20 protein-coding genes and 1 pseudogene are annotated in these 22471 nt (G+C 59.4%); 10 read left to right on the top strand and 11 right to left on the bottom strand.

Going from position 1 to position 22471, the window contains the following annotated elements; genetic code table 11:
* Window positions 1-137 precede the first annotated feature (137 nt).
* The 6 genes from relA to JQF37_RS19760 all read right to left on the bottom strand — a co-directional run bounded on the left by relA (window position 138) and on the right by JQF37_RS19760 (window position 8288).
* Window positions 138-2381: a GTP diphosphokinase gene (relA, locus tag JQF37_RS19785; RefSeq protein WP_130209495.1), complete on the bottom strand. Its 2244-nt coding sequence runs from the start codon at window positions 2379-2381 to the stop codon at window positions 138-140.
* Between the two features lie 122 nt (window positions 2382-2503).
* Window positions 2504-3856, bottom strand: a complete 1353-nt coding sequence (gene rlmD / locus JQF37_RS19780; RefSeq protein WP_130209493.1) for a 23S rRNA (uracil(1939)-C(5))-methyltransferase RlmD — start codon at window positions 3854-3856, stop codon at window positions 2504-2506.
* Window positions 3856-4758, bottom strand: a complete 903-nt coding sequence (gene cysM / locus JQF37_RS19775) for a cysteine synthase CysM (RefSeq protein WP_047532238.1) — start codon at window positions 4756-4758, stop codon at window positions 3856-3858. Before cysM ends, rlmD begins: the two co-directional genes overlap by 1 nt.
* Window positions 4759-5531: 773 nt before the next feature.
* Window positions 5532-6053: a hypothetical protein gene (locus JQF37_RS19770; RefSeq protein WP_130209491.1), complete on the bottom strand. Its 522-nt coding sequence runs from the start codon at window positions 6051-6053 to the stop codon at window positions 5532-5534.
* 167 nt (window positions 6054-6220) lie between these two features.
* On the bottom strand, window positions 6221-7579 hold the full coding sequence (locus JQF37_RS19765; RefSeq protein ID WP_130209489.1) for a sensor histidine kinase: 1359 nt from the start codon (window positions 7577-7579) through the stop codon (window positions 6221-6223).
* Complete coding sequence (locus JQF37_RS19760; RefSeq protein WP_130209487.1) at window positions 7569-8288, bottom strand: response regulator transcription factor; 720 nt, start codon at window positions 8286-8288, stop codon at window positions 7569-7571. Before JQF37_RS19760 ends, JQF37_RS19765 begins: the two co-directional genes overlap by 11 nt.
* Before the next feature lie 215 nt (window positions 8289-8503).
* Here JQF37_RS19760 and JQF37_RS19755 point away from each other — a divergent pair.
* The 4 genes and pseudogenes from JQF37_RS19755 to JQF37_RS19740 all read left to right on the top strand — a co-directional run bounded on the left by JQF37_RS19755 (window position 8504) and on the right by JQF37_RS19740 (window position 13188).
* Window positions 8504-11258 (top strand): annotated as a pseudogene (locus tag JQF37_RS19755) (response regulator).
* Window positions 11259-11279: 21 nt separating this feature from the next.
* Window positions 11280-12272, top strand: coding sequence for a 2-hydroxyacid dehydrogenase (locus tag JQF37_RS19750; RefSeq protein WP_130209483.1), 993 nt, complete (start codon window positions 11280-11282; stop codon window positions 12270-12272).
* Window positions 12273-12349: 77 nt separating this feature from the next.
* Window positions 12350-12784: a hypothetical protein gene (locus JQF37_RS19745; protein ID WP_047532249.1), complete on the top strand. Its 435-nt coding sequence runs from the start codon at window positions 12350-12352 to the stop codon at window positions 12782-12784.
* Window positions 12784-13188 (top strand): META domain-containing protein, encoded by a 405-nt coding sequence (locus tag JQF37_RS19740; protein ID WP_047532250.1) that lies wholly within the window; start codon window positions 12784-12786, stop codon window positions 13186-13188. The genes JQF37_RS19745 and JQF37_RS19740 overlap by 1 nt, the downstream gene beginning before the upstream one ends.
* A gap of 64 nt (window positions 13189-13252) precedes the next feature.
* Here JQF37_RS19740 and JQF37_RS19735 read toward each other — a convergent pair whose 3' ends face one another.
* On the bottom strand, window positions 13253-13720 hold the full coding sequence (locus JQF37_RS19735) for a TlpA disulfide reductase family protein (RefSeq protein WP_130209481.1): 468 nt from the start codon (window positions 13718-13720) through the stop codon (window positions 13253-13255).
* Between the two features lie 114 nt (window positions 13721-13834).
* Between JQF37_RS19735 and arsC the strand changes: the two genes are divergently transcribed.
* The 3 genes from arsC to JQF37_RS19720 are packed head-to-tail and all read left to right on the top strand — an operon-like array spanning window position 13835 to window position 15208.
* The gene (arsC, locus tag JQF37_RS19730) at window positions 13835-14188 is read left to right on the top strand and encodes an arsenate reductase (glutaredoxin) (RefSeq protein ID WP_130209479.1); all 354 of its coding nucleotides are present in this window, start codon (window positions 13835-13837) and stop codon (window positions 14186-14188) included.
* Entirely contained in the window at window positions 14185-14781 is a 597-nt protein-coding gene (wrbA, locus tag JQF37_RS19725) for an NAD(P)H:quinone oxidoreductase (RefSeq protein WP_130209477.1), read from the top strand. Before arsC ends, wrbA begins: the two co-directional genes overlap by 4 nt.
* A gap of 1 nt (window position 14782) precedes the next feature.
* Entirely contained in the window at window positions 14783-15208 is a 426-nt protein-coding gene (locus tag JQF37_RS19720; RefSeq protein WP_130209475.1) for a DUF2069 domain-containing protein, read from the top strand.
* A 43-nt stretch (window positions 15209-15251) separates the two neighbouring features.
* Here JQF37_RS19720 and JQF37_RS19715 read toward each other — a convergent pair whose 3' ends face one another.
* Together JQF37_RS19715 and ttcA are read right to left on the bottom strand one after the other, a co-directional pair.
* Window positions 15252-15926, bottom strand: a complete 675-nt coding sequence (locus JQF37_RS19715; RefSeq protein ID WP_130209473.1) for a DNA-3-methyladenine glycosylase I — start codon at window positions 15924-15926, stop codon at window positions 15252-15254.
* Window positions 15927-16058: 132 nt separating this feature from the next.
* On the bottom strand, window positions 16059-16883 hold the full coding sequence (gene ttcA / locus JQF37_RS19710) for a tRNA 2-thiocytidine(32) synthetase TtcA (RefSeq protein WP_103404903.1): 825 nt from the start codon (window positions 16881-16883) through the stop codon (window positions 16059-16061).
* A 314-nt stretch (window positions 16884-17197) separates the two neighbouring features.
* Here ttcA and JQF37_RS19705 point away from each other — a divergent pair, with 314 nt between their 5' ends.
* Window positions 17198-17800, top strand: coding sequence for a Yip1 family protein (locus JQF37_RS19705; RefSeq protein WP_130209471.1), 603 nt, complete (start codon window positions 17198-17200; stop codon window positions 17798-17800).
* A 161-nt stretch (window positions 17801-17961) separates the two neighbouring features.
* The gene (locus JQF37_RS19700; protein WP_130209469.1) at window positions 17962-18456 is read left to right on the top strand and encodes a SprT family zinc-dependent metalloprotease; all 495 of its coding nucleotides are present in this window, start codon (window positions 17962-17964) and stop codon (window positions 18454-18456) included.
* A gap of 6 nt (window positions 18457-18462) precedes the next feature.
* Here JQF37_RS19700 and JQF37_RS19695 read toward each other — a convergent pair whose 3' ends face one another.
* Window positions 18463-19644, bottom strand: a complete 1182-nt coding sequence (locus JQF37_RS19695; protein WP_130209467.1) for a CaiB/BaiF CoA-transferase family protein — start codon at window positions 19642-19644, stop codon at window positions 18463-18465.
* Window positions 19645-19787: 143 nt separating this feature from the next.
* A complete protein-coding gene (locus JQF37_RS19690) occupies window positions 19788-21122 on the bottom strand; it encodes a dicarboxylate/amino acid:cation symporter (protein WP_047532270.1) in 1335 nt (444 codons plus the stop codon).
* 339 nt (window positions 21123-21461) lie between these two features.
* Here JQF37_RS19690 and JQF37_RS19685 point away from each other — a divergent pair, with 339 nt between their 5' ends.
* Window positions 21462-22460, top strand: coding sequence for an AraC family transcriptional regulator (locus tag JQF37_RS19685; RefSeq protein ID WP_130209465.1), 999 nt, complete (start codon window positions 21462-21464; stop codon window positions 22458-22460).
* Window positions 22461-22471 lie beyond the last annotated feature (11 nt).

Below are 22471 nucleotides of genomic sequence, written 5' to 3'. Positions count from 1 at the left end.
GTTCAATCTCTGTCCGCTCCCTGTTGGAACGAGCCTGCTCGCGATGGCTCAGAGGGCGGCGCGCTCATCCAGACAGCACCCGTCTTCGTTAACGTCCATCGCGAGCAGGCTCGCCCCTACAGTGAAGCGCTCCCGTTTTATGGCGTACGGTTACGCCGGGTCTCAATAATGTTCGGCAACTGGGAAATCCGCCCCAGCAACCGCCCCAGCGCATCCAGGCCCGGAATCTCGATGGTCAGGGACATCAGTGCGGTGTTGTCCTCTTTGTTCGAGCGTGTGTTGACCGCCAGCACGTTGATGCGCTCGTTGAGCAGCACCTGCGAAACGTCACGCAGCAGACCGGAGCGGTCGTAAGCGCGAATGACGATGTCCACCGGGTAAGTGAGCACCGGCACCGGCCCCCAGCTGACCTGGATGATTCGCTCTGGCTCGCGCCCGGCCAGTTGCAGCACCGAGGCGCAGTCCTGGCGGTGAATGCTCACGCCACGGCCCTGGGTGATGTAACCGACGATCGCATCGCCCGGCAACGGCTGGCAGCAACCCGCCATCTGGGTCATCAGGTTGCCGACGCCCTGGATCTGGATATCGCCGCGCTTGCCCGGTTTGTAACCGGTGGCCTTGCGCGGAATCAGTTCCAGCTGCTCGTTGCCCCGCTCCGGCTCGACCAGTTGCTGCGCCAGGTTGACCAGTTGCGCCAGGCGCAGATCGCCGGCGCCGAGCGCGGCGAACATGTCGTCGGCCGTCTTCATGTTGGCCTTGTCGGCCAGCTTGTCGAAGTCCACCTGCGGCAGGCCGAGGCGATTGAGTTCACGCTCCAGCAGGGTCTTGCCGGCGGCGACGTTCTGGTCGCGCGCCTGCAATTTGAACCAGTGAACGATCTTCGCCCGCGCCCGTGACGTGGTGACGTAACCCAGGTTCGGGTTCAGCCAGTCCCGGCTCGGAGTACCGTGCTTGCTGGTGATGATCTCGACCTGCTCACCGGTTTGCAGGCTGTAGTTGAGCGGCACGATGCGCCCGTTGATCTTGGCGCCACGGCAGTTGTGACCGATCTCGGTGTGCACGCGGTAGGCGAAGTCCAGCGGCGTCGCGCCCTTCGGCAAGTCGATGGCGTGACCGTCGGGGGTGAAGATGTAGACCCGATCGGGTTCGATATCGACCCGCAACTGCTCCGCCAGGCCGCCGATGTCGCCCAATTCTTCATGCCACTCAAGCACCTGACGCAGCCAGGAAATCTTCTCTTCGTAGTGGTTGGAGCCGGACTTGACGTCGGTGCCTTTGTAACGCCAGTGCGCGCAAACACCCAGTTCGGCTTCTTCGTGCATGGCGTGGGTGCGGATCTGTACTTCCAGCACCTTGCCTTCCGGGCCGATCACCGCCGTGTGCAGCGAGCGGTAACCATTCTCCTTGGGGTTGGCGATGTAGTCGTCGAACTCTTTCGGAATGTGCCGCCACAGGGTGTGGACGATACCCAGCGCGGTGTAGCAGTCGCGCATTTCCGGAACCAACACGCGAACGGCACGCACGTCGTAGATCTGGCTGAACTCCAGACCCTTGCGCTGCATTTTGCGCCAAATCGAATAGATGTGTTTGGCCCGACCACTGATGTCGGCCTCGACACCGGTGGCCTGCAATTCGTTTTTCAGCTGGCTCATCACGTCGCTGATGAAGCGCTCGCGATCCAGGCGCCGCTCATGGAGCAGCTTGGCGATCTGCTTGTACTGGTCAGGCTCGAGGTAACGGAAGGACAAGTCCTCCAGTTCCCATTTGATATGACCGATACCCAGGCGATGGGCGAGCGGCGCGTAGATGTCGAAGACTTCACGTGCCACGCGGTTGCGCTTCTCGTCATCGGCGGTTTTTACCGCACGGATCGCACAGGTACGTTCGGCCAGTTTGATCAGCGCGACGCGAACATCGTCGACCATGGCCACGAGCATTTTGCGCAGGTTTTCGACCTGGCCTTGAGCGCCCATCACCATGGATTTACGCGGGCTCAGGCTGTCGCTGATCGCCGCCATGCGTTGCACGCCGTCGATGAGTTTGGCCACCACCGGACCGAAGCGCTGGCTGACCGCGGGCAACTGAATCTGGCCTTCGCGTACGCCACGGTACAAGACCGCGGCGACCAGCGAATCCTGATCGAGTTTGAGGTCGGCGAGAATCTCGGCGATCTCAAGGCCGGTGCGGAAACTCGAGTTTCCTTCCGCCCACAGGTTCTTCGCCGCATTGGCTTGTTGTTCGGCCTCGCGAGCGTACTCGCAGGCTTCTTTCAAGGCTTCGCGATCCAGTGCCAGATCGACACTGACCGCATGATCGAGCCAAGCCTCGAGATTGATACTGCCGTCGGTGTTGATCGGCTGGTGTGCTCTCACCTGTACCATCTTGCTTACCTTCCCTACGACGCAGATTCAATGCGTCAAAATCGCTGACCTTCGTTGCCCGTGAGCCCACGCGGGGCTGGTGCGCGGCTGCACAGGCGGGCCAGTCGGACCAGACGAGCATCCTAGCTCGCTTCAAATAACGCCATGGCCTCGACATGCGCCGTCTGAGGAAACATATCGAGAATCCCGGCACGTTTTAACCGGTAGCCCTGCTTGATCAATTCGACCGTGTCGCGCGCCAGGGTTGCCGGGTTGCAAGACACATACACCAGCCGTTCGGCGCCCAGAGATTTGAGCTTGCGCACCACCTCGAAAGCGCCGTCACGCGGTGGGTCCAAGAGTACCGCACAAAAGCCTTCGGCGGCCCATTCGGCGTCGGTCAAAGGCTGGGATAAATCGGCCTGAAAAAACTTCGCGTTATGCAGATTATTGCTAACGGCGTTCGCGGCTGCCCGCTCGACCATCACCTGCACACCTTCCACTGCCACCACTTCACGTACGGACTGCGCCAGCGGCAAGGCAAAGTTGCCCAGGCCACAGAACAGGTCGAGAACCCGTTCATCCGCTGCCGGCTTCAACCATTCCAGCGCCTGGGCAACCATCGCCTCGTTGACTCCGGCGTTGACCTGAATGAAATCCCCCGGCCGATAGGCCAGCTCCAGATTCCACGGTTCCAGGCGATAGCCCAACGACGGGGCGGCCTCAACCGGATGCGGCTCTCCGTCACCGTGCAGCCACAACTGGGCTTCATGCAACGCGCAGAAATCCTTGAGGACGGTCATGTCGCTATCGGACAACGGCGCCATGTGCCGCAGCAACACGGCCAGCGAAGAACCGCTGAACAGCTCCACATGGCCAAGCGCCTGAGGTTTGCTCAAGCGCCTCAGCATTTCCGGCAAGCCGGTCATGATGGGCTGCAAGGGTTGTACCAGCACCGGGCATTGATCAATGGCGACAATGTCCTGGCTGCCGGCGGCGCGGAAACCCACTTCGAGTTTTTTCGCCTTCATGTCCCAGCGCACAGCCACTCGGGCGCGGCGACGATAAGCGAATTCCGGACCGCTCAAAGGAGCCGCCCATTCTTCGGGTTCGACGCCAGCGACCTTCGACAATTGCTCGGCGAGCATGCGCTGTTTCAGGGCAAGCTGTTCGTCGTGCGGCAAATGTTGCACGCTGCAGCCACCGCAACGGCCAGCATGGGCGCACGGCGTCGGGCGGCGCAGTTCGCTGGCCTTGAACACCCGTTCGGTACGCGCCTCGACCACTTTGCCGTGGGCACCGAGCACGCGCGCCTCGATTTCTTCACCGGCCAACGCGCCGATGACGAACCAGGTGCGGCCTTCGAAAAACGCGATACCGCGACCGTCATTGGCCAGGCGCTCGATGGTCAGGCGCTGCTTTTTGCCGGTCGGGACTTGCGGGGCCTTGCTGCCGCCGGTGGGCTGGAAGCGCAGGCCTCTCTCATGCTTGGCCATCAGTTGGGCGCGTCGAAAATGCCGGTCGACAGGTAACGGTCGCCACGGTCGCAGATGATCGCGACGATCACCGCGTTTTCAACTTCTTTGGACAGACGCAGCATCGCCGCCACGGCACCGCCCGAGGATACGCCGCAGAAAATGCCTTCTTCACGGGCCAGGCGACGGGTCACGTCTTCGGCTTCGCTTTGGGCCATGTCGACGATACGGTCCACACGATCAGCCTGGTAGATCTTCGGCAGATATTCCTGTGGCCAGCGACGGATGCCCGGGATCGCCGAGCCTTCCATTGGCTGCAAGCCGATGATCTGCACGCTCTCGCTCTGCTCTTTCAAATAGCGCGAGACGCCCATGATCGTGCCAGTGGTGCCCATGGAGCTGACGAAATGGGTGATCGTGCCCTGGGTCTGGCGCCAGATTTCCGGGCCAGTGGTGGTGTAGTGCGCTTCAGGGTTATCCCCGTTGGCGAACTGATCCAGCACCTTGCCACGGCCTTCGGCTTCCATGCGCTGGGCAAGGTCGCGAGCGCCTTCCATGCCTTCTTCCTGGCTGACCAGAATCAGCTCGGCACCGTAGGCGGTCATGGCCGCCTTGCGTTCGGCGCTGGAGTTGTCCGGCATGATCAGGATCATCTTGTAACCCTTGATCGCGGCGGCCATGGCCAGCGCGATTCCGGTATTACCCGAGGTCGCTTCGATCAGCGTATCGCCGGCGTGGATCTGCCCGCGCAGCTCGGCGCGGGTGATCATCGACAGCGCCGGACGGTCCTTGACCGAACCCGCCGGGTTGTTCCCTTCGAGCTTGAGCAAAAGGGTGTTGCTGGTGGTGCCGGGCAAGCGCTGCAAACGGACCAGCGGAGTGTTGCCGACGCAATCGGCGATGGTTGGGTACTGCAAGGTCATGGCGTATTCGCAATCCAGACTGCGGGGGCGCCTATCATACCGGCAAACCGGGTCAGGCCATATCACGCAAAGTGTGGTGCTTATGGCTTATGGGTATAAGGATGGTTTTGACTCCTGCGTTCTGGCTGGAACAGGCAGAGGGTGGATGTCACTAAATAGCCATCATCCGCCCTGGCTCCCTATCAACGAAAAACTCACTCCATCAGAAATTTCCTGCAACTCACGACGACATGCATGAACTACTTGGCAATGGTTTTCAGGGATAGTCTTTTGTAACGCGGAATATGCACTTCATACGATTTCGCGACACCCATCACATTGACAACTACTTTAAATGAGCACTTAGATGAAAACATTTTTTTCGCTTTCCCTCGCCAGCCTGATTCTGGCGAGCACTCAAGCCTCAGCAGCATGTATTAGCATTCTTAATACCTACAACGGATCCGTACCCGCTAACTCGTTCGTTATAGCACAAGGCCCTTTTACGATTACCAGTGCAAACGGATGTCGGCAGGCCAACATTTCCGCCACTATTACCGCCTCAGGCGCTGGCTCTGCCCCGAAGCTATACAATGATAGACAAACTGGTTCAACCTGGACTCAAGTCGCCGGCGGCCGTGGCAACACTGCTTCAGTACTTGGCCCGCTGGGGACTTACAGGGTACGCCACGAGAATACGCTTAATACACAAAGACAATATTCCGGGACCACACGCTATGCTCGATGAGCAATAGCTTGCCGGTACCCGTCAATATTGCCGGGTATCGATTTACTCAAGCCTGAATGCTGATAAACAGATCTTTTCCAGATGAGTTCGCAAAATAGGAGAGCGCGTTTATCACCTGATTGGCACCCAGCAGCTTTCTCGTCACGATCTTGAATGACTCCTGATGAGCATACATAGGCCATTCGCGGGCGTATGCCTTGTTATCACCCAGCATCTGGTTAAACATGGCAATTGCGTTATATTTAACATCTCTTTCAATCGAGTAACCATTTTTATCAAACGCCATATGTCCTGATATAAAAGCGCATGCTACGTGCTCATCTATCAAATCAAGCTCACAAAGCCTTGATCCAATCCTTGCGAGCTGGTTGGTACTTATCGACGTAAAATCGCATCCCCTTATCAATTCTTTCAACGCCTCTATTTCAGACTCGCTTGTCAAATTCAATACATCAGCGGCATCAGAGGCTTTGGTTATTGTATGAGCATTTTTTGTTTCGTAAGGATTCTTGATGACATAGGCATCAGCCTGCATTGATAGGGCGGGTGTTCTTATTATGACATCCATTAGCGGTCCTCCTTGATATTGATCTGCAAGGTAGGTATCGCCCGTCACATTAAAGCCTTGAGATCGCTTTTCTCATTTCAGAACTTTCATACACCAAGTACTTCTCTGGATGTAGGATATTTCCGAGCTAGTTGTATGAGCGCAGCCCCAATCCAGCTTTTGCCCTATTAAACTGGCGTTTTATCAGCCAATAACCGCATATTAATCCGCAACCCGTGCTTGGTGTTCTGCGCCCAAAGTTTCCCTCCCTGACGTTGCACCGCATTCCTCGCAATACTCAATCCCAACCCAAAACCTCCATCCCCTGGCCGCGAGCCGTCGAGACGGGTAAATGGCAGGAAGATCCGCTCCAGATCGGCTTCCGCCACGCCGCTACCCTGATCCTCCAGCCACAGATGCCAATAATCACCGTCACGCTGCCCGGCAAGCCGGACAATGCCACTGGAAGGTGAATGGCGAATCGCATTACGCAGCGTATTTTCCAGCGCTTGAGCCAAAGTATTGAGATGTCCGCGAACCCAACAGGACGCATCCACCGTGCACTGCAGTTGATGCGCCGGCCAGCCACTTTCATAGCAGGCGTTTTCCGTGAGCATTTCCCACAGAGCCTGAATCTGGATCGCTTCATCGGGCAGTCGAGTGCGCTCGGTGTCGAGCCAGGCCAATTGCAATGTGTCTTCGATCAGGCGTTGCATACCGTCGACTTCGCGGCCTATGCGTTCGCGCAGTTGCGTCAGACTGTGTTCGCTTTCACTGGCCACGCGCAGGCGACTCAATGGCGTGCGCAATTCATGAGACAGATCGCGCAGCAATTGCTGTTGCAAGGCCACCGTGCTTTGCAGGCGTTCGGACATGTGATCGAACGCCCTGCCCAGCTCGCCCAATTCATCCGCACGATTGGTGGTGCTGCTCGACAGCCGCACATTTAATTGGTCCGCACGCCAGGCATTGGCCTGCTCACGCAGGTGATTGAGCGGCACCACCAGCAGACGGTAAAGGCCGACACACAGCAGTAATGTGAACAGCCCTGGAATCACCCCATTGGTGATCACGCGCCAAAAGACTTTGTAGCGCCCCGGCATGAACCGCTGGGGCAACTCGATGACCAGGCTGCCGGCGTACGGATCGCCGGGAAACGGCAGACGTAGCCACGGCAGGCCCTTGCGGTGAATGGGCCAATCGACACGACGCAGAAAGGTCAAGTGCTGGACTTCCTCGTCGGTCAGAGGCTGGCTGCTCAGCGACTGCAAATCTCCATCGATGACGCCAACCCAGCCCGACTCCTGCAGTTGCATATTTTTCAACCAACCATCGACGCCCGCCCGCCGTCCCTGCTGCCACGCCTGCTCGGCTTCGGTGGCATAGCGGTTCAAGGTGCTGCGAGCCTCATCTGACAGATACTGGTTTTGCTCTTCCATATAGCGCCCCCAGGACCAACTCAGCCAGATCATCAGCAAACAGAACGCCACTAACAGGCAAGCCAGTTTCCAGAACAGCGAATGCCGGCCCGGCAAGTTATAGGTCATCGCTGACACTCAAGGTGTAACCCTTGCCCCAGACCGTGCGCACTTCCCGCTCGGTGTAATCGATGGCCTTGAGCTTGCGGCGAATCTGGCTGATGTGCATGTCCAGGCTACGGTCATGGGCCGCGTAGCCGCGTTGCAGCACATGCTGATAAAGGAAGGCCTTGCTCAACACTTCGTCGCCATTGCGATTCAGGGTTTCCAGCAGCCGATATTCGCTTCGGGTCAGGCCGGCAGCCTGCCCGCCATAAATGACGTCGAAGCGCTCATCATCGAAACGCAGACTGTCCACCGCAGGAGCAATCGCTTCCGGCATTGGTCGCCGGTCGAGTGCGACCCGGCGCAGGATCGCCTCGATTCGCACCCGCAACTCGACCATGCTGAAGGGTTTGGGCAAGTAATCATCGGCCCCCAGACGAAAGCCGCTGATCCGATCCGCCTCGGCGCCGAGCGCGGACATCAACAACACTGGAGTGGAATGGCTGCGACGCAGTTGCGTCAACACCGACAGCCCGTCCAGGCCTGGCAGCAAAATATCCATCAGCACCACATCGAAGGCTTGCTCGCGGGCAACCTTCAGACCTTCCTGGCCGTTCTGGCACCAGGTCACCTGAAAGCCACTACGACCCAGATGCTCATGAACATAAGCACCCAGGACGAGGTCATCTTCAATGGAAAGGATGCGGGGGTGGCCAGCTGAAATGAGCGTCATGAGTATCTGCAAATAATTCTCAGTTGATAATTATTCAAGATTGCGCCGACGACGGCAACCCAAGGCCATGTCCTCAACGGAAAAGTGTCGGGCTGAGCGACGAATGACGACATCAATTTTACGAAGATTGCCCGCCGGCAAATCGCTACACTGCGCAAGTGATACGTGCCGGATGCACGTGTAGCTCTATAAATAGCGGGATGCAGGAGAGATGCGTGCTCAAGAAACTGGGAATTAAAGGCCGCGTGCTGTTGCTGACCCTGTTGCCGACCAGCCTGATGGCCTTGGTTCTGGGCGGTTATTTTACCTGGATGCAGCAATCCGACCTGCAAACCCAACTCATGCAGCGCGGCGAAATGATCGCCGAGCAACTGGCACCGCTGGTGGCTCCGGCCATGGGGCACAAGAACAGTGAGTTGCTTGAGCGCATCGCCACGCAGTCCCTGGAACAACCTGATGTGCGTGCGGTGACCTTCCTCGCTCCGGACCGCACGCCATTGGCCCACGCAGGCCCGACCATGCTCAACCCGGCACCGCTGGGTGATGGCTCGCAAATGCTGCGCCGTAGTGGCAGCGATGCAACGCGTTATCTGCTTCCGGTATTCGGCAAGCACCGCAACCTGGCCGGCGACCTGATTCCCGATGAAGCCGACCGCCTGCTGGGCTGGGTCGAACTCGAACTGTCCCACAACGGTATGTTGCTGCGCGGTTATCGCAGCTTGTTTGCCAGCCTGCTGATGATTGCGGCCGGCCTGAGTGGCGCGGCCCTGCTGGCATTGCGCATGGGCCGCACCATCAATCGACCGCTGACTCAGATCAAGCAAGCCGTGGCTCAGCTCAAGGATGGGCATCTGGAAACCCGCCTGCCCCCCCCTCGGCAGCCAGGAGCTGGACGAGCTGGCGTCAGGGATCAACCGCATGGCTGGCACCCTGCAAAATGCCCAGGAAGAATTGCAGCACAGCATCGATCAGGCCACTGAAGACGTGCGCCAGAACCTCGAAACCATCGAAATCCAGAACATCGAACTCGATCTGGCGCGCAAGGAAGCGCTGGAGGCGAGCCGGATCAAATCCGAGTTCCTGGCCAACATGAGCCATGAAATTCGTACGCCGCTCAATGGCATTCTCGGTTTCACCCATCTGCTGCAAAAAAGCGAACTGACCCCGCGCCAGCTCGACTACCTGGGCACCATCGAAAAATCAGCCGACAGCCTGCTGGGGATCATCAACGAGATTCTCGACTTCTCGAAAATCGAGGCCGGCAAACTGGTGCTCGACCATATTCCGTTCAACCTGCGCGACCTGCTGCAGGACACCCTGACCATCCTCGCCCCCGCCGCCCACGCCAAGCAGCTGGAACTGGTGAGCCTGGTCTACCGCGACACACCGCTGTCGCTGGTGGGCGATCCGCTGCGGCTCAAGCAGATCCTCACCAACCTCGTGAGCAACGCGATCAAGTTCACCCGCGAAGGCACCATCGTCGCCCGGGCCATGCTCGAAGACGAACACGAAGACAGTGTGCAACTGCGCATCAGTATTCAGGACACCGGCATCGGTCTGTCTAACCAGGACGTACGCGCGCTGTTCCAGGCCTTCAGTCAGGCCGATAATTCGCTGGCGCGGCAACCGGGTGGCACCGGTCTGGGGCTGGTGATTTCCAAGCGCCTGATCGAACAGATGGGCGGAGAGATCGGCGTCGACAGCACGCCGGGAGAGGGGTCGGAATTCTGGATCAGCCTCAACTTGCCCAAGACCCGCGACGATGCCGAAGACCTGCCCGGCCCACCACTGATGGGACGACGCGTGGCGGTACTGGAAAACCACGAACTGGCCCGCCAGGCGTTGCAGCACCAATTGGAAGATTGTGGACTCGACGTCACACCGTTCAACACCCTGGAAAGCCTGACCAACGGCGTGACCGGCGCCCACCAGACCGAACAGGCGATCGATCTGGCGGTATTGGGTGTCACCAGCAATGACATGCCACCGGAACGCTTGAACCAGTACATCTGGGACCTCGAGCACCTGGGCTGCAAAGTGCTGGTGCTGTGCCCGACCACGGAGCAGACGCTGTTCCATCTCTCGGTACCCAACCCTCACAGTCAACTGCAGGCCAAACCGGCCTGCACCCGTAAACTGCGTCGTGCGCTGTCCGATCTGATCAACCCGCGCCAGCTGCGCAACGAACCCGAAGAACCGGTTTCCAGCCGCGCGCCGAAGGTGCTGTGCGTCGACGACAACCCGGCCAATCTGCTGCTGGTGCAAACCCTGCTCGAAGACATGGGCGCCAAGGTGCTCGCGGTGGAAAGTGGTTATGCCGCGATCAAGGCGGTGCAGAGCGAGACGTTCGATCTGGTGCTGATGGACGTGCAGATGCCTGGCATGGATGGGCGCCAGAGCACCGAAGCGATCCGTCAGTGGGAAAGCGATCGTCATTGCACGCCATTGCCCATCATCGCCCTCACCGCCCACGCCATGGCCAATGAAAAACGTGCGTTGCTGCAAAGCGGGATGGACGACTACCTGACCAAACCGATCAGCGAGCGGCAACTGGCGCAAGTGGTGCTGAAATGGAGTGGCCTGGCGCTGCGCAACCAGCATCCGGAGCGCTTGGGCGACAGCCATGGCAGTGCCTATGAGTTGCAGGTGCTCGATCACGAAGAGGGTTTGCGCCTGGCGGCGGGCAAGGCCGACCTGGCGGCGGACATGCTGGCGATGCTGTTGGCCTCGCTGGAAGCCGACCGTGAAGCGATCCGTCAGGCTCAGGAAAGCCACGACCACAATGCCCTGATCGAACGGGTCCATCGTCTGCATGGCGCCACCCGCTATTGCGGCGTTCCACAACTGCGCGCCGCCTGCCAGCGCAGCGAAACCCTGCTCAAGCAACAGGACCCACGAGCCTTTGGCGCTCTCGAAGAACTCGACCGGGCGATCAATCGCCTGGCCGCCCAGGCGCGTATCAACGCCTGATGCACTTTCCAGGAGGACAGCATGCGCACGATTCTTTTCAGCAGCCAGACCTACGACCGCGACAGCTTTCTCGCCGCAGACCTGCCCGCCGATATCGAGCTGCACTTTCAATCGGCACGCCTGAGCCTCGATACGGTGGCATTGGCCGAGCAGCACGAGGTGGTCTGCGCCTTCATCAATGATGACCTCGGCGCCCCGGTGCTCGAACGCCTTGCTGCGGGCGGCACCCGGCTGATCGCCCTGCGCTCGGCCGGTTACAACCATGTCGACCTGGCTGCGGCGAAACGCCTGGGGCTGGCGATTGTGCGCGTCCCGGCCTATTCGCCGCACGCGGTGGCCGAACATGCGGTGGCACTGATATTGGCGCTCAACCGCCGCTTGCACCGCGCCTACAACCGCACCCGCGAAGGCGATTTCAGCCTGCACGGGCTGACCGGCTTCGACCTCGTGGGCAAGACTGTCGGCGTGGTCGGCACCGGGCAAATCGGCGCGACCTTCGCCAGAATCATGAACGGCTTCGGTTGCAAGCTGTTGGCCTACGACCCTTTCCCCAACCCCGAAGTCGAAGCACTGGGCGCTCGTTATCTGAGCTTGCCGCAACTGCTGGCCGAGTCGCAGATCATCAGCTTGCATTGCCCGCTCAACAAAGAGAGCAAACATTTGATCAACCGCGAATCACTGGCGCACATGCAGCCGGGCGCGATGCTGATCAACACCGGACGCGGTGGCCTGGTGGATACACCTGCGTTGATCGATGCCTTGAAGGATGGTCAATTGGGTTATCTGGGGCTGGATGTCTATGAGGAGGAGGCGCAGCTGTTCTTCGAAGACCGTTCAGACTTGCCATTGCAGGACGATGTGCTGGCGCGACTGCTGACGTTCCCCAACGTGATCGTGACCGCGCACCAGGCGTTCCTGACCCGCGAAGCATTGGGCGCGATTGCCGCGACCACCCTGCAGAACATCGCGGCATGGATGGCAGGCAAACCCGAAAATCGGGTCGAGGGCGACTGAACCTGATCGAAGGTCATATGCCCGCGCCATGCTGCGCGTATGCCCGTGCTAGCATATCGCGCATATTTGGAGGACCCATGGTCGAACACGATTTCCGCTACAACCTGATGAACCCGCAACACACCCTCACCGAATGCCGCGCCCTGGTGCCGGGGCGTTATCAAGTCACCGGCAACGGCGGCTCGATTCGTAACAACGACGTGCTGATCGTGACCCTCAAAGGCGCCAAGGACTTGTCCATGCGCCTGACCGTCGAAACGGTTCGCCACCTGATCAACCCGCCCGGCCAATGGGTCGCGGTGGCCAGTGGTCCGGTGTTCGGCGAATTGGCGATCCACACCTGGCAAGTGAACTGTGACAGCTGCGCCAAAGAATTGAGTTTCGAGTTCGCGGTCGACGCCAAACTGGGCACTAAAGCGGAAAAACCTGCGGCCACTGCACGGATTGCCGAGCTGGGCTGGAAGTCCGTTGGCGAGAAACACCTGTGCCCGAAATGCCAGGAGCCCGCGTGATGAAACGCCTCGCTCTGACCGCGATGGTCGGCGCCAGCCTGTTTGGCTGCGCCGCCGAGCCGGTGCAATTGCAACAAAATCGTAGCTACATCCTGGAGTGGATCGGCGAACGTCCCCTGATGGATTACAGCCACCTGACCATCACCCTCGCTGACGACGGTCGGGCCTACGGTAGCGGCGGCTGCAACCACTGGTTCGCGCCGTACACGCTGGAAGGCGACAAGCTCAGTTTTGGCAAAGTCGGCAGCACCCGCAAACTCTGCGCGCCGGCGCTGATGGAACAGGAAAAACGCTTCCTCCAGGCGCTGGAGAATGTACAGCGCTGGGACGTTTCGCCGATTGACCAGATGCGCTTCTGGCCGGCTGAAGGCAAGCCGCTGCGCTGGTGGCTTGAAGAGGGTTGATCAACATGGCGAGGGTGCGGCGATCCGACAAGCACCCTCGCCACAAGCGTTCACATCGTTAAAGTCAGTTTTTAGCCTGCAACGCCTCCAGCTTCGCCATCACCCCCGCCGCCGTTTGCTCGCCCATCAATTGTTCGCGCACCTTGCCCTTGTTATCGATGATGTAAGTCACCGGCAACGCCTCGCTGCGTGGTAGTTCGAACAAATCGGCTGGATCCTGCGCCAACACGGTGAACTTGATCCCGAGTTTCTCGCTGGCACCTTTCAGATCTTCGCCCTGCACATTGTCGAAATTGACCCCGAACACACCGATCTTCCTGTCCTTGAGCTGGTCGGCCAAGTGGTTCAATTCCGGGATCTCGGTACGGCACGGGCCGCACCACTCCGCCCAATAGTTGAGTACCAGCCATTTACCGTCCAGACGATCGGCGGCGACTTTCTGTCCGTTCTGGTCGATGCCGTAGTCGTTACCGCAGCCCCCCAGCATCAACGCCCCGATGATCATCAATGCCGCTGCCAGTCGCCTTGTCATGTCGTGTTCCTTGTCAAAAATTGAATGCGCCTGCGACCCATCGCCTCTCGCGGTTCAGGAATGCGCGCTGCACAGTTAGAATAGCCGCCACCTTACGCAAGATGCGACCCGCTCATGACCGATCTGACGCTTTATCACAACCCGCGCTGCTCGAAATCCCGCGGTGCGCTCGAACTGCTTGAAGCCCGTGGCCTGACGCCGTCCGTGGTGCGCTACCTCGAAACGCCACTGGACGCCGCACAAATCCAGAGCCTGCTGGGCAAACTCGGGATCAGCGCCCGACAACTGCTGCGCACTGGCGAGGACGAGTACAAGAGCCTCAACCTGGCCGACAGCAGCCTGAGCGAAGCGCAATTGATCGCCGCCATCGCCGCTCACCCTAAATTGATGGAGCGACCGATTCTCGAAGTCGGCGACAAAGCCGTCATCGGCCGTCCGCCGGAGCAGATTCTGGAGCTGCTGCCGTGACTGCGCCCTACATCCTGGTGCTGTACTACAGCCGCAGTGGCTCGACCAACGAAATGGCCCGGCAGATTGCCCGGGGCGTCGAACAGGCCGGCCTTGAGGCGCGGTTGCGCACGGTGCCGGCGATCTCCACCGAATGCGAAGCCGTGGCGCCGGATATTCCGGAGGAAGGCGCGCTCTACGCCACCCTCGATGACCTGAAGAACTGCGCCGGCCTGGCGCTGGGCAGCCCCACCCGCTTCGGCAACATGGCGGCGCCGCTCAAGTACTTTCTCGACGGCACCAGCAACCTGTGGCTGACCGGCGCCCTCGTCGGCAAACCGGCCGGGGTCTTCACGTCCACGGCGAGCCTGCACGGCGGCCAGGAAACCACCCTGCTCTCAATGATGCTGCCGCTACTGCACCACGGCATGCTGATTACCGGCCTGCCGTATAGCGAATCGGCGCTGCTGGAAACCCAGGGTGGCGGCACGCCATATGGCGCCAGCCACCATGCTGGTGCCGACGGCAAAAGCGGTCTGGATGCCCATGAAGTGACGCTGTGCCGCGCGCTGGGCTCACGCCTGGCCAAGACTGCCCAGAAACTGGAGCGCTAAAGTGGCCAAGAAGCCGAAGATCCTGCCTTCCATCGAGTGGCTCGACCCCCGGGTCCGGGCCATGCGCGTCATCAGCCTGCTGTGCTTTTTCGGGCTGGTGGGGCTGCTTTGCGTCTACTACCTGGCAGTCGCCGATCTGCACGGTGCGCGGCCGTGGGTGATCCTGCTGATCGAACTGGTGCCGCTGCTGTTGCTGGCGCCGGGAATGATCGTCGGCAACGCCCGTGGACATTCATGGATGTGCTTTGTGGTGAACCTGTATTTCATCAAGGGCGCGTTGGCTGCCTATGACCCGAACCGGCAGATTTTCGGCTTGCTGGAGATGGGCGCGAGCCTGGCAGTGTTCTGCTCGGCACTGTTGTATGTGCGCTGGCGGTATCAGTTGAACCGCAAGCTGGCGGGCGAAGGCGAAATCTCTGCCGTCTGATCTGAAGCCATCGCGGGCTTGCCCGCGATAGGTCGACTCGGTCTCAATGATTCACGGTGTAAGCCAGCATCATCGAAATCTGGCTCATCGGCCGTCCGCCACTTTCCTCATGCCACTGGTTGAACACACCCTGCACCAACGCCAGATCCCGCTGGCTGCTGGGCACCTTGTCAATGATGTTCTGTGCATTCAATGCCGCCACCACGTCATAGCTCGGCACAAAGGTGTCTTTGCCAACCATGCGAAGAAAACGCGGCGCCGACAGACCGCCCAACTGATGGCCACGCTTTTTCAGGAAGGTCCAGAGCCCGACGATATCGGTCACCGGCCAATCGGCGATCATCGCGCCGAAGCTGCCCTTTTCATGAGCCACATCCAGCACGAACTGCGCATTGCGCGGCACGCTCTTGAGCTTGCCCAGGTGGCGGATGATCCGCGCGTCCTGCATCAGGCGCTCCAGGTGTTCGGCGCTCATCAGCACGACTTTTTCCGGGTTGAACTTGAAGAAGACCTCTTCGAAGGCCGGCCACTTGGCGTCGACCAGGCTGTGCTTGAGCCCGGCGCGGAATACACGCAATGCCATGGTCGAGAGGTAGCGATCGTCGCTGATTTTGCGCAATTGCGCCGGGGTCTTGGGAACGGGCAGATGGGCTTCCAGTTCAGCCGCCGAACCGAAACGGTTCAAGCAGTATTCGTTCAGCCACTTGTAGTCGCGCATGCCCTCTCCTGAGGAATGAAACAAAAACCAAATGTGGGAGCGAGCTTGCTCGCGATGGCGATCTGTCAGCCGGTAGTGTTGTCGACTGACAGGACGCCATCGCGAGCAAGCTCGCTCCCACAGTAATTGTGGTTACAGGTTGACCACATTGACGAAGCGAGATGCAGCGCTTTCGTCGATACGCAGGCTAGTGAAGTCGAACAGGTTGCGGTCCGCCAGTTGCGACGGGATCACGTTCTGCAGGCTGCGGAAAATGCTCTCGGTACGACCCGGGGTCTTGCGCTCCCAGTCCTGCAGCATTTCCTTGACCACCTGACGCTGCAGGTTTTCCTGGGAGCCGCAGAGGTTGCACGGGATGATCGGAAATTGCTTGAGGTCCGAATAGGCCTGGATGTCTTTTTCGTTGCAGTAGGCCAGAGGGCGGATCACCACGTTGCGGCCATCGTCGGCGCGCAGTTTTGGCGGCATGGCCTTGAGCGACCCGTTGAAGAACATGTTCAGGAAAAACGTCTCGACAATGTCGTCACGATGGTGGCCGAGCGCCATCTTGGTCGCGCCGATTTCGTCGGCGAAGGTATAGAGCGTGCCGCGACGCAGGCGCGAGCACAGCGAGCAGGTGGTCTTGCCCTCCGGAATCAGTTCCTTGACCACCGAGTAAGTGTCTTTCTCGACAATGTGGTACTCGATGCCCAGTTCTTTGAGGTAGGCCGGCAGCACGTGCTCAGGGAAGCCCGGCTGCTTCTGATCCATGTTCACGGCCACGATCTCGAACTTGATCGGCGCCACCTTCTGCAAGTGCATCAGCACATCGAGCATGGTGTAGCTGTCCTTGCCACCGGACAGGCAGACCATGACCTTGTCACCGTCTTCAATCATGTTGAAGTCGGCAACAGCCTCACCGGCCTGGCGGCGAAGGCGCTTTTGCAGTTTGTTCTGGTTGACCGTAAGAGTGCCCATGACGCGAAATCCGTGAGGTGTGACGAAAGGCCGGCATTTTACGCAAAAACACCTCGCTGGCGAAGGCCCTCGCAGCCCATGTGGGCAGGGAGCCAGTTCCCTCCCCATAAATTCGGTCCTGCACAGACTCTACGGCGATTAAGACGCGCGTTTACAGCGCGATTTGCTCTAATACCCTTACTCCCTCAAGGGAAACTCCTTCCTATACTGCGACATAAGGTCGCATTCATATCCAGACCTGTAACTTACTTGGCCGATTTGGCCCGTAAGCGCTCCACTGGGGGGCGACGGTAAAAACAAGAGGAGTGACTGGCATGATCCATCACGTAGTGGGGCTTTTCACCCACCCTGATCAGGAATGGAAAGAAATCCGTGGCGACCAGGAGGAAAGCATCAGCCACATGTACCTGACCCACACACTGATTCTGGCGGCGATTCCCGCGGTGTCGGCGTTTATCGGCACCACGCAGGTCGGCTGGGTCATCGGCAATCGAGCGCCGGTGATGCTGACCCATGAGAGCGCGCTATGGATGACCATCATGTCATACCTGGCCATGCTGGGCGGCGTAGCAGTCATGGGCGCGTTCATCCACTGGATGGCCCGCACCTATGATGCCAATCCAAGCCTGGCGCGTTGCGTGGCATTTGCCACCTACACCGCAACCCCGCTGTTCATTGGCGGCCTTGCGGCGCTGTACCCGCACATGTGGCTGGGAATGATCGTCGGCACCGCGGCGATCTGCTACACCGTTTACCTGTTGTATGTCGGCTTGCCGACGTTCATGAACATTCCATCCGACGAAGGCTTTCTATTTTCCAGTTCAGTACTTGCCGTAGGCCTGGTGGTGCTGGTGGCCATCATGGCGTTCACCGTGATCGTCTGGGGACTCGGCGTGGGGCCGGTCTATACCAATTAGCAACACACCCTCCAAAAACTAGATCTGCCGACACACCGGCCGCCGCAAGGCGGCCTTTTAATGCCTCCAGTACAGACAACGGCAACAACCATTCGGCGCTTCGGCGATTCGCAAGGCTCGAGGGTTGCGGCATACTCGACACCTCTGGAGATCCATCAAGCATGCCCGAGCAACTCAATATCCGCGTCGAAGACTGTTTCCAACAAGCCGAATCCTTTTTCAAACGAACCTTCAAACGCCCCGTGGTAAGCCTCAAGCTGCGCGGGCAAAAAGCCGGTGTCGCGCATTTGCACGAGAACCTGCTGCGCTTCAACCCGCAACTGTATCGGGAAAACACCGAAGACTTCCTCAAGCAGACGGTAGCCCACGAAGTCGCGCACCTGATTGCCCACCAACTGTTCGGCGACCGCATCCAGCCCCATGGCGAAGAATGGCAATTGATCATGCGCGGCGTGTACGAACTGCCGCCCAACCGCTGCCACACCTATGACGTCAAACGCCGCAGCGTGACCCGTTACATCTATAGATGCCCGTGCGCAGACAGTGACTTTCCGTTTTCGGCGCAGCGCCATAGCCTGGTACGACAGGGCCGACGGTATTTGTGTCGGCGGTGTCGAAACACGTTGGTGTTCAGCGGGGAGATGCGGGTCGAGTAGTGGGCGCTAGAGAACCACCTTGGCACGCCGCAATTCAGCAATCCGCTCAGCGCTATAACCCAACTCATCCAACACCTGATCCGTATGCTGCCCCAGCGTCGCGCCAATATGTCCGGGCTGCGGCAAACCTTGCGAAAACTTCAATGGACACGCCATCTGCAGCTGGCTCGTACCATCCCCCCGTGGCACCTCGGTCACCAACTCCCGCGCCTGCATTTGTGGATGCTGCACCGCCTCGCTCAGACTCAACACCGGTTCGACACAGGCATCCAGCCCGGCAAACATTGCACACAACTCGGCAAAATCATGCTTCTCGAACTCGACCTTCAGCGCGTCCTTGAGGCGTTTTTGCTGGGTCGGTTGCGGCGATAAGCCGAGGTTGGCCAGTTCCTCCAGCCCCAAGGCCGTGCACAGCCGTTTCATGAAGTCCGGTTCCAGGCTGCCCACCGACAACCAGCGCCCGTCCCGCGAGCGGTAATAGTCGTAGAAACTCCCGCCGTTGAGCATCTGGTCTTCCCGACCCGGCTCAACGCCACAGGCCAGATACCCGGCTCCGGCCATGGCGTTCAGGCTGAACGCACAATCGGTCATGCTCACATCCAGGTACTGCCCCAGACCCGTTTGCTGCCGAGCGATCACCGCCGCCAGCAGGCCGATCACCCCGTGCAGCGAGCCACCGGCGACATCCGCCACCTGGGCGCCCAAGGGCAGCGGCCCACTGTCGGCGCGGCCGGTGTAGCTTGATAGCCCGGCCAGGGCCAGGTAGTTGATGTCATGCCCGGCGCGATCCTTGTAGGGGCCGGTCTGCCCGTAACCGGTGATCGACACATAAATCAGCTTCGGATTGATCGCTTTCAAGGCTTCATAGCCCAGGCCCAATCGTTCCATGACGCCAGGGCGAAATTGCTCCAGGACGATGTCGTAGTCCTGCAGCAGCTGTTTGATCACGTCAAGCGCCTCGGGTTGCTTGAGGTCCATCGCCAGGCTGCGCTTGTTGCGATTGAGGTAGGCATGACTGGCGGAAACGCCCCGGTCATGGGGCGGCAGCACGCGCAGCAGGTCCATGCGAGTCGGCGACTCGATGCGCAGCACCTCGGCGCCCATGTCCGCCAGCAGCAGCGAGGCGAACGGCCCGGGCAGTAGTGTCGAAAAATCCAGAACCTTGAGTGATGCCAGTGGACCAACCATGACTGTTCTCCCTAGACGATGCCCCAGACTAGGCAGCCAGACGCCCAGGGGCAATCACCTAATGTGCCAGTGACGGTGACCGTTGTGCTCAGGTCGCGGGCAAAAAAAACCCGCCGAAGCGGGTTTTTTCATCATGACAAAGTTTACTTGGCGTTAGTCGGGGTTGCCCCTTCGACGTGGCCCAGAACATCGTCCTTAGGTTCATCGGCAATGCCGCGACCGCCCGAGGCCAGCTCGGCGTGCATCACGTCGGTGTCCAGCTCCTTGACCCACTTGGCCACCACCAATGTGGCAACGGCGTTGCCCACCAGGTTGGTCAGCGCACGGGCTTCGGACATGAAGCGGTCGATACCGAGGATCAGCGCCAGACCGGCAACCGGCAGGTGGCCCACGGCGGACAGGGTGGCGGCCAGTACGATGAAACCACTGCCGGTCACGCCCGCAGCGCCCTTGGAGGACAGCAGCAGTACCACCAGCAAGGTGATCTGGTGCGTGATATCCATGTGAGTATCGGTGGCCTGGGCAATGAACACGGCCGCCATGGTCAGGTAGATCGCAGTGCCGTCGAGGTTGAACGAGTAACCGGTCGGGATCACCAGACCCACCACGGATTTCTGCGCCCCCAGACGCTCCATCTTGATCAGCATGCGCGGCAGTACCGATTCCGAGGACGAAGTACCCAGCACGATCAGCAGTTCTTCACGGATGTAGCGGATCACTTTCAGCACGCTGAAACCGTGAGCGCGAGCGATAGCGCCCAGCACGATCAGGATGAACAGCAGGCAAGTGATGTAGAAGCAGGCCATCAACTGACCCAGTTGCACCAGCGACCCGACACCGTAGGCACCGATGGTGAACGCCATGGCACCAAAGGCACCAATTGGCGCGAGCTTCATGATCATGTTGATGATGTTGAACATCACGTGGGCGAAGCGATCGATGAAGTCGAGGATCGGCTTGCCGTAGGCACCCAGGCGATGCAGGGCGAAACCGAAGATCACCGAGAACATCAGCACTTGCAGGATGTCGCCCGTGGCGAACGCGCCGACGATGGTGGTCGGGATCACATTGAGCAGGAAGCCGACGACACTTTGATCGGCACCGGCCGCAACATAAGTGGCGACTTTGGAGGCGTCCAGCGTGCTGACGTCGATGTGCATGCCAGCGCCTGGCTGCACGATGTTGACCACAACCAGACCTACCAGCAAGGCAATGGTCGAAACGATTTCGAAGTAGAGCAGTGCGTAACCACCGGTCTTGCCGACCGACTTCATGTCCTGCATGCCGGCGATACCGCTGACGACGGTGCAGAAAATGATAGGGGCGATGATCATTTTGATCAGTTTGATGAACCCGTCACCCAGCGGCTTAACGGCCACACCGAGCTGTGGGTAGTAGTGACCGAGCAAAATACCGATGACAATTGCAACGATCACCTGGAAATACAGGGATTTGTACAGTGGCTGACGAGTCGTCATTGCAAAGTTCCTCAAGAGTGCACGGTGACAACATCCATCTGTTATCCACGGCACCTGAATTGCGAACCCTCCTGCACTGGAGGGATTTGTTTTTTCGAGCCCCGCGACGGCAGGCATCTGCTCGTTGTATCGCAAGGCCCATGCCACCTTCCGCGAAAACCCTGCAAGCCTTTTGACAGCAAGGGTTGCAAGCATTTTCTGTTTATCCGGCGGATAGATTGCAGTGGCGGATTTCCGCCCATCGACCGGATCTCATCCTGCAATTTGGCGGATATCCGCCCTGTTCATTGGCAAGTGCCGCCGCTACCATCCGTCGCTCAATAGATGGATTTGTCTGTCATGCGCGAACGCACCATCGCCAGTCATTTCGCCCGTGCCGCCCTCGGTGGCGCGCAACGGCGTGGTTATGACTATTCGGCTCTGTTGCAGCAATTGGGGATCAGCCCCGAATTGCTCGACGAGCCGCGGGCGCGTATCGCTCCGGAACAGTTCGCTCGACTGATCCAGGCACTTTGGCTGGCACTGGACGACGAGTACCTGGGTTTCGGAAAAGGCCAGAGCAAGCCGGGCAGCTTCGCAATGATGTGTCATGCCGTGATCCACTGCCGAAATCTGGATAAGGCACTCAACCGTGGCTTATTGTTTTATAGCCTATTCCCCGATGCCCCGCGCCTGACCCTGACGCGCGAAGATGAAATGATCCGCCTGAGCCTGGACGATGCGCATCTGTGGGATCCGGACCATTTCCTCACCGAAAGCCTGCTGGTGATCTGGCACCGCTTCGGCAGCTGGCTGATCGGCCAGCGCATTCGATTGGAACAAGCCACGTTCAGCTATCCGCGACCGGAGCATGGGGCCGAATACGATTTGCTATTTTCCTGTCCGTTTGAGTTTTCCACCCTGCACAGCAGCCTGCTGTTTCACAGCCGCTACTTGAACATGCCGCTGTTGCAGGACGAGCGGACGCTCAAGCTTTTTCTTGAGCGCTCTCCTGCCGATCTGCTATCGCGCCCTGACGATGGCGACAGTTTGAGCAGTCAGCTGCGGCGGCTGCTCAGTCGCGACAGTTCGCGCTGGCCGGATCTGGAAGCCGTGGCCGCGCACCTGCACATCAGCCCGCAAACCTTGCGCCGCCATTTACGCGAAGAAGGCAGCAGTTTCCAGGAGTTGAAGGACCAATTGCGTCGTGACATTGCGATTTATCATTTGAGCCGCGCCAACCTGTCGTTGCAACAGATTGCCGAGCAGCTGGGATTTTCCGAGCCCTCGGCGTTTCATCGGGCGTTCAAGAAGTGGACGGGGCTGACGCCGGGGGCGTACCGCGCTCAGGAGAATTGAAGGAATAACCT

Origin of the sequence: Pseudomonas sp. MIL9 (assembly GCF_016887925.1) — a bacterium.
Lineage (GTDB): Bacteria > Pseudomonadota > Gammaproteobacteria > Pseudomonadales > Pseudomonadaceae > Aquipseudomonas > Aquipseudomonas mohnii.
Note: the sequence above shows the minus strand (reverse complement) of the source record. Positions and strands in the feature narration are given on the sequence as shown.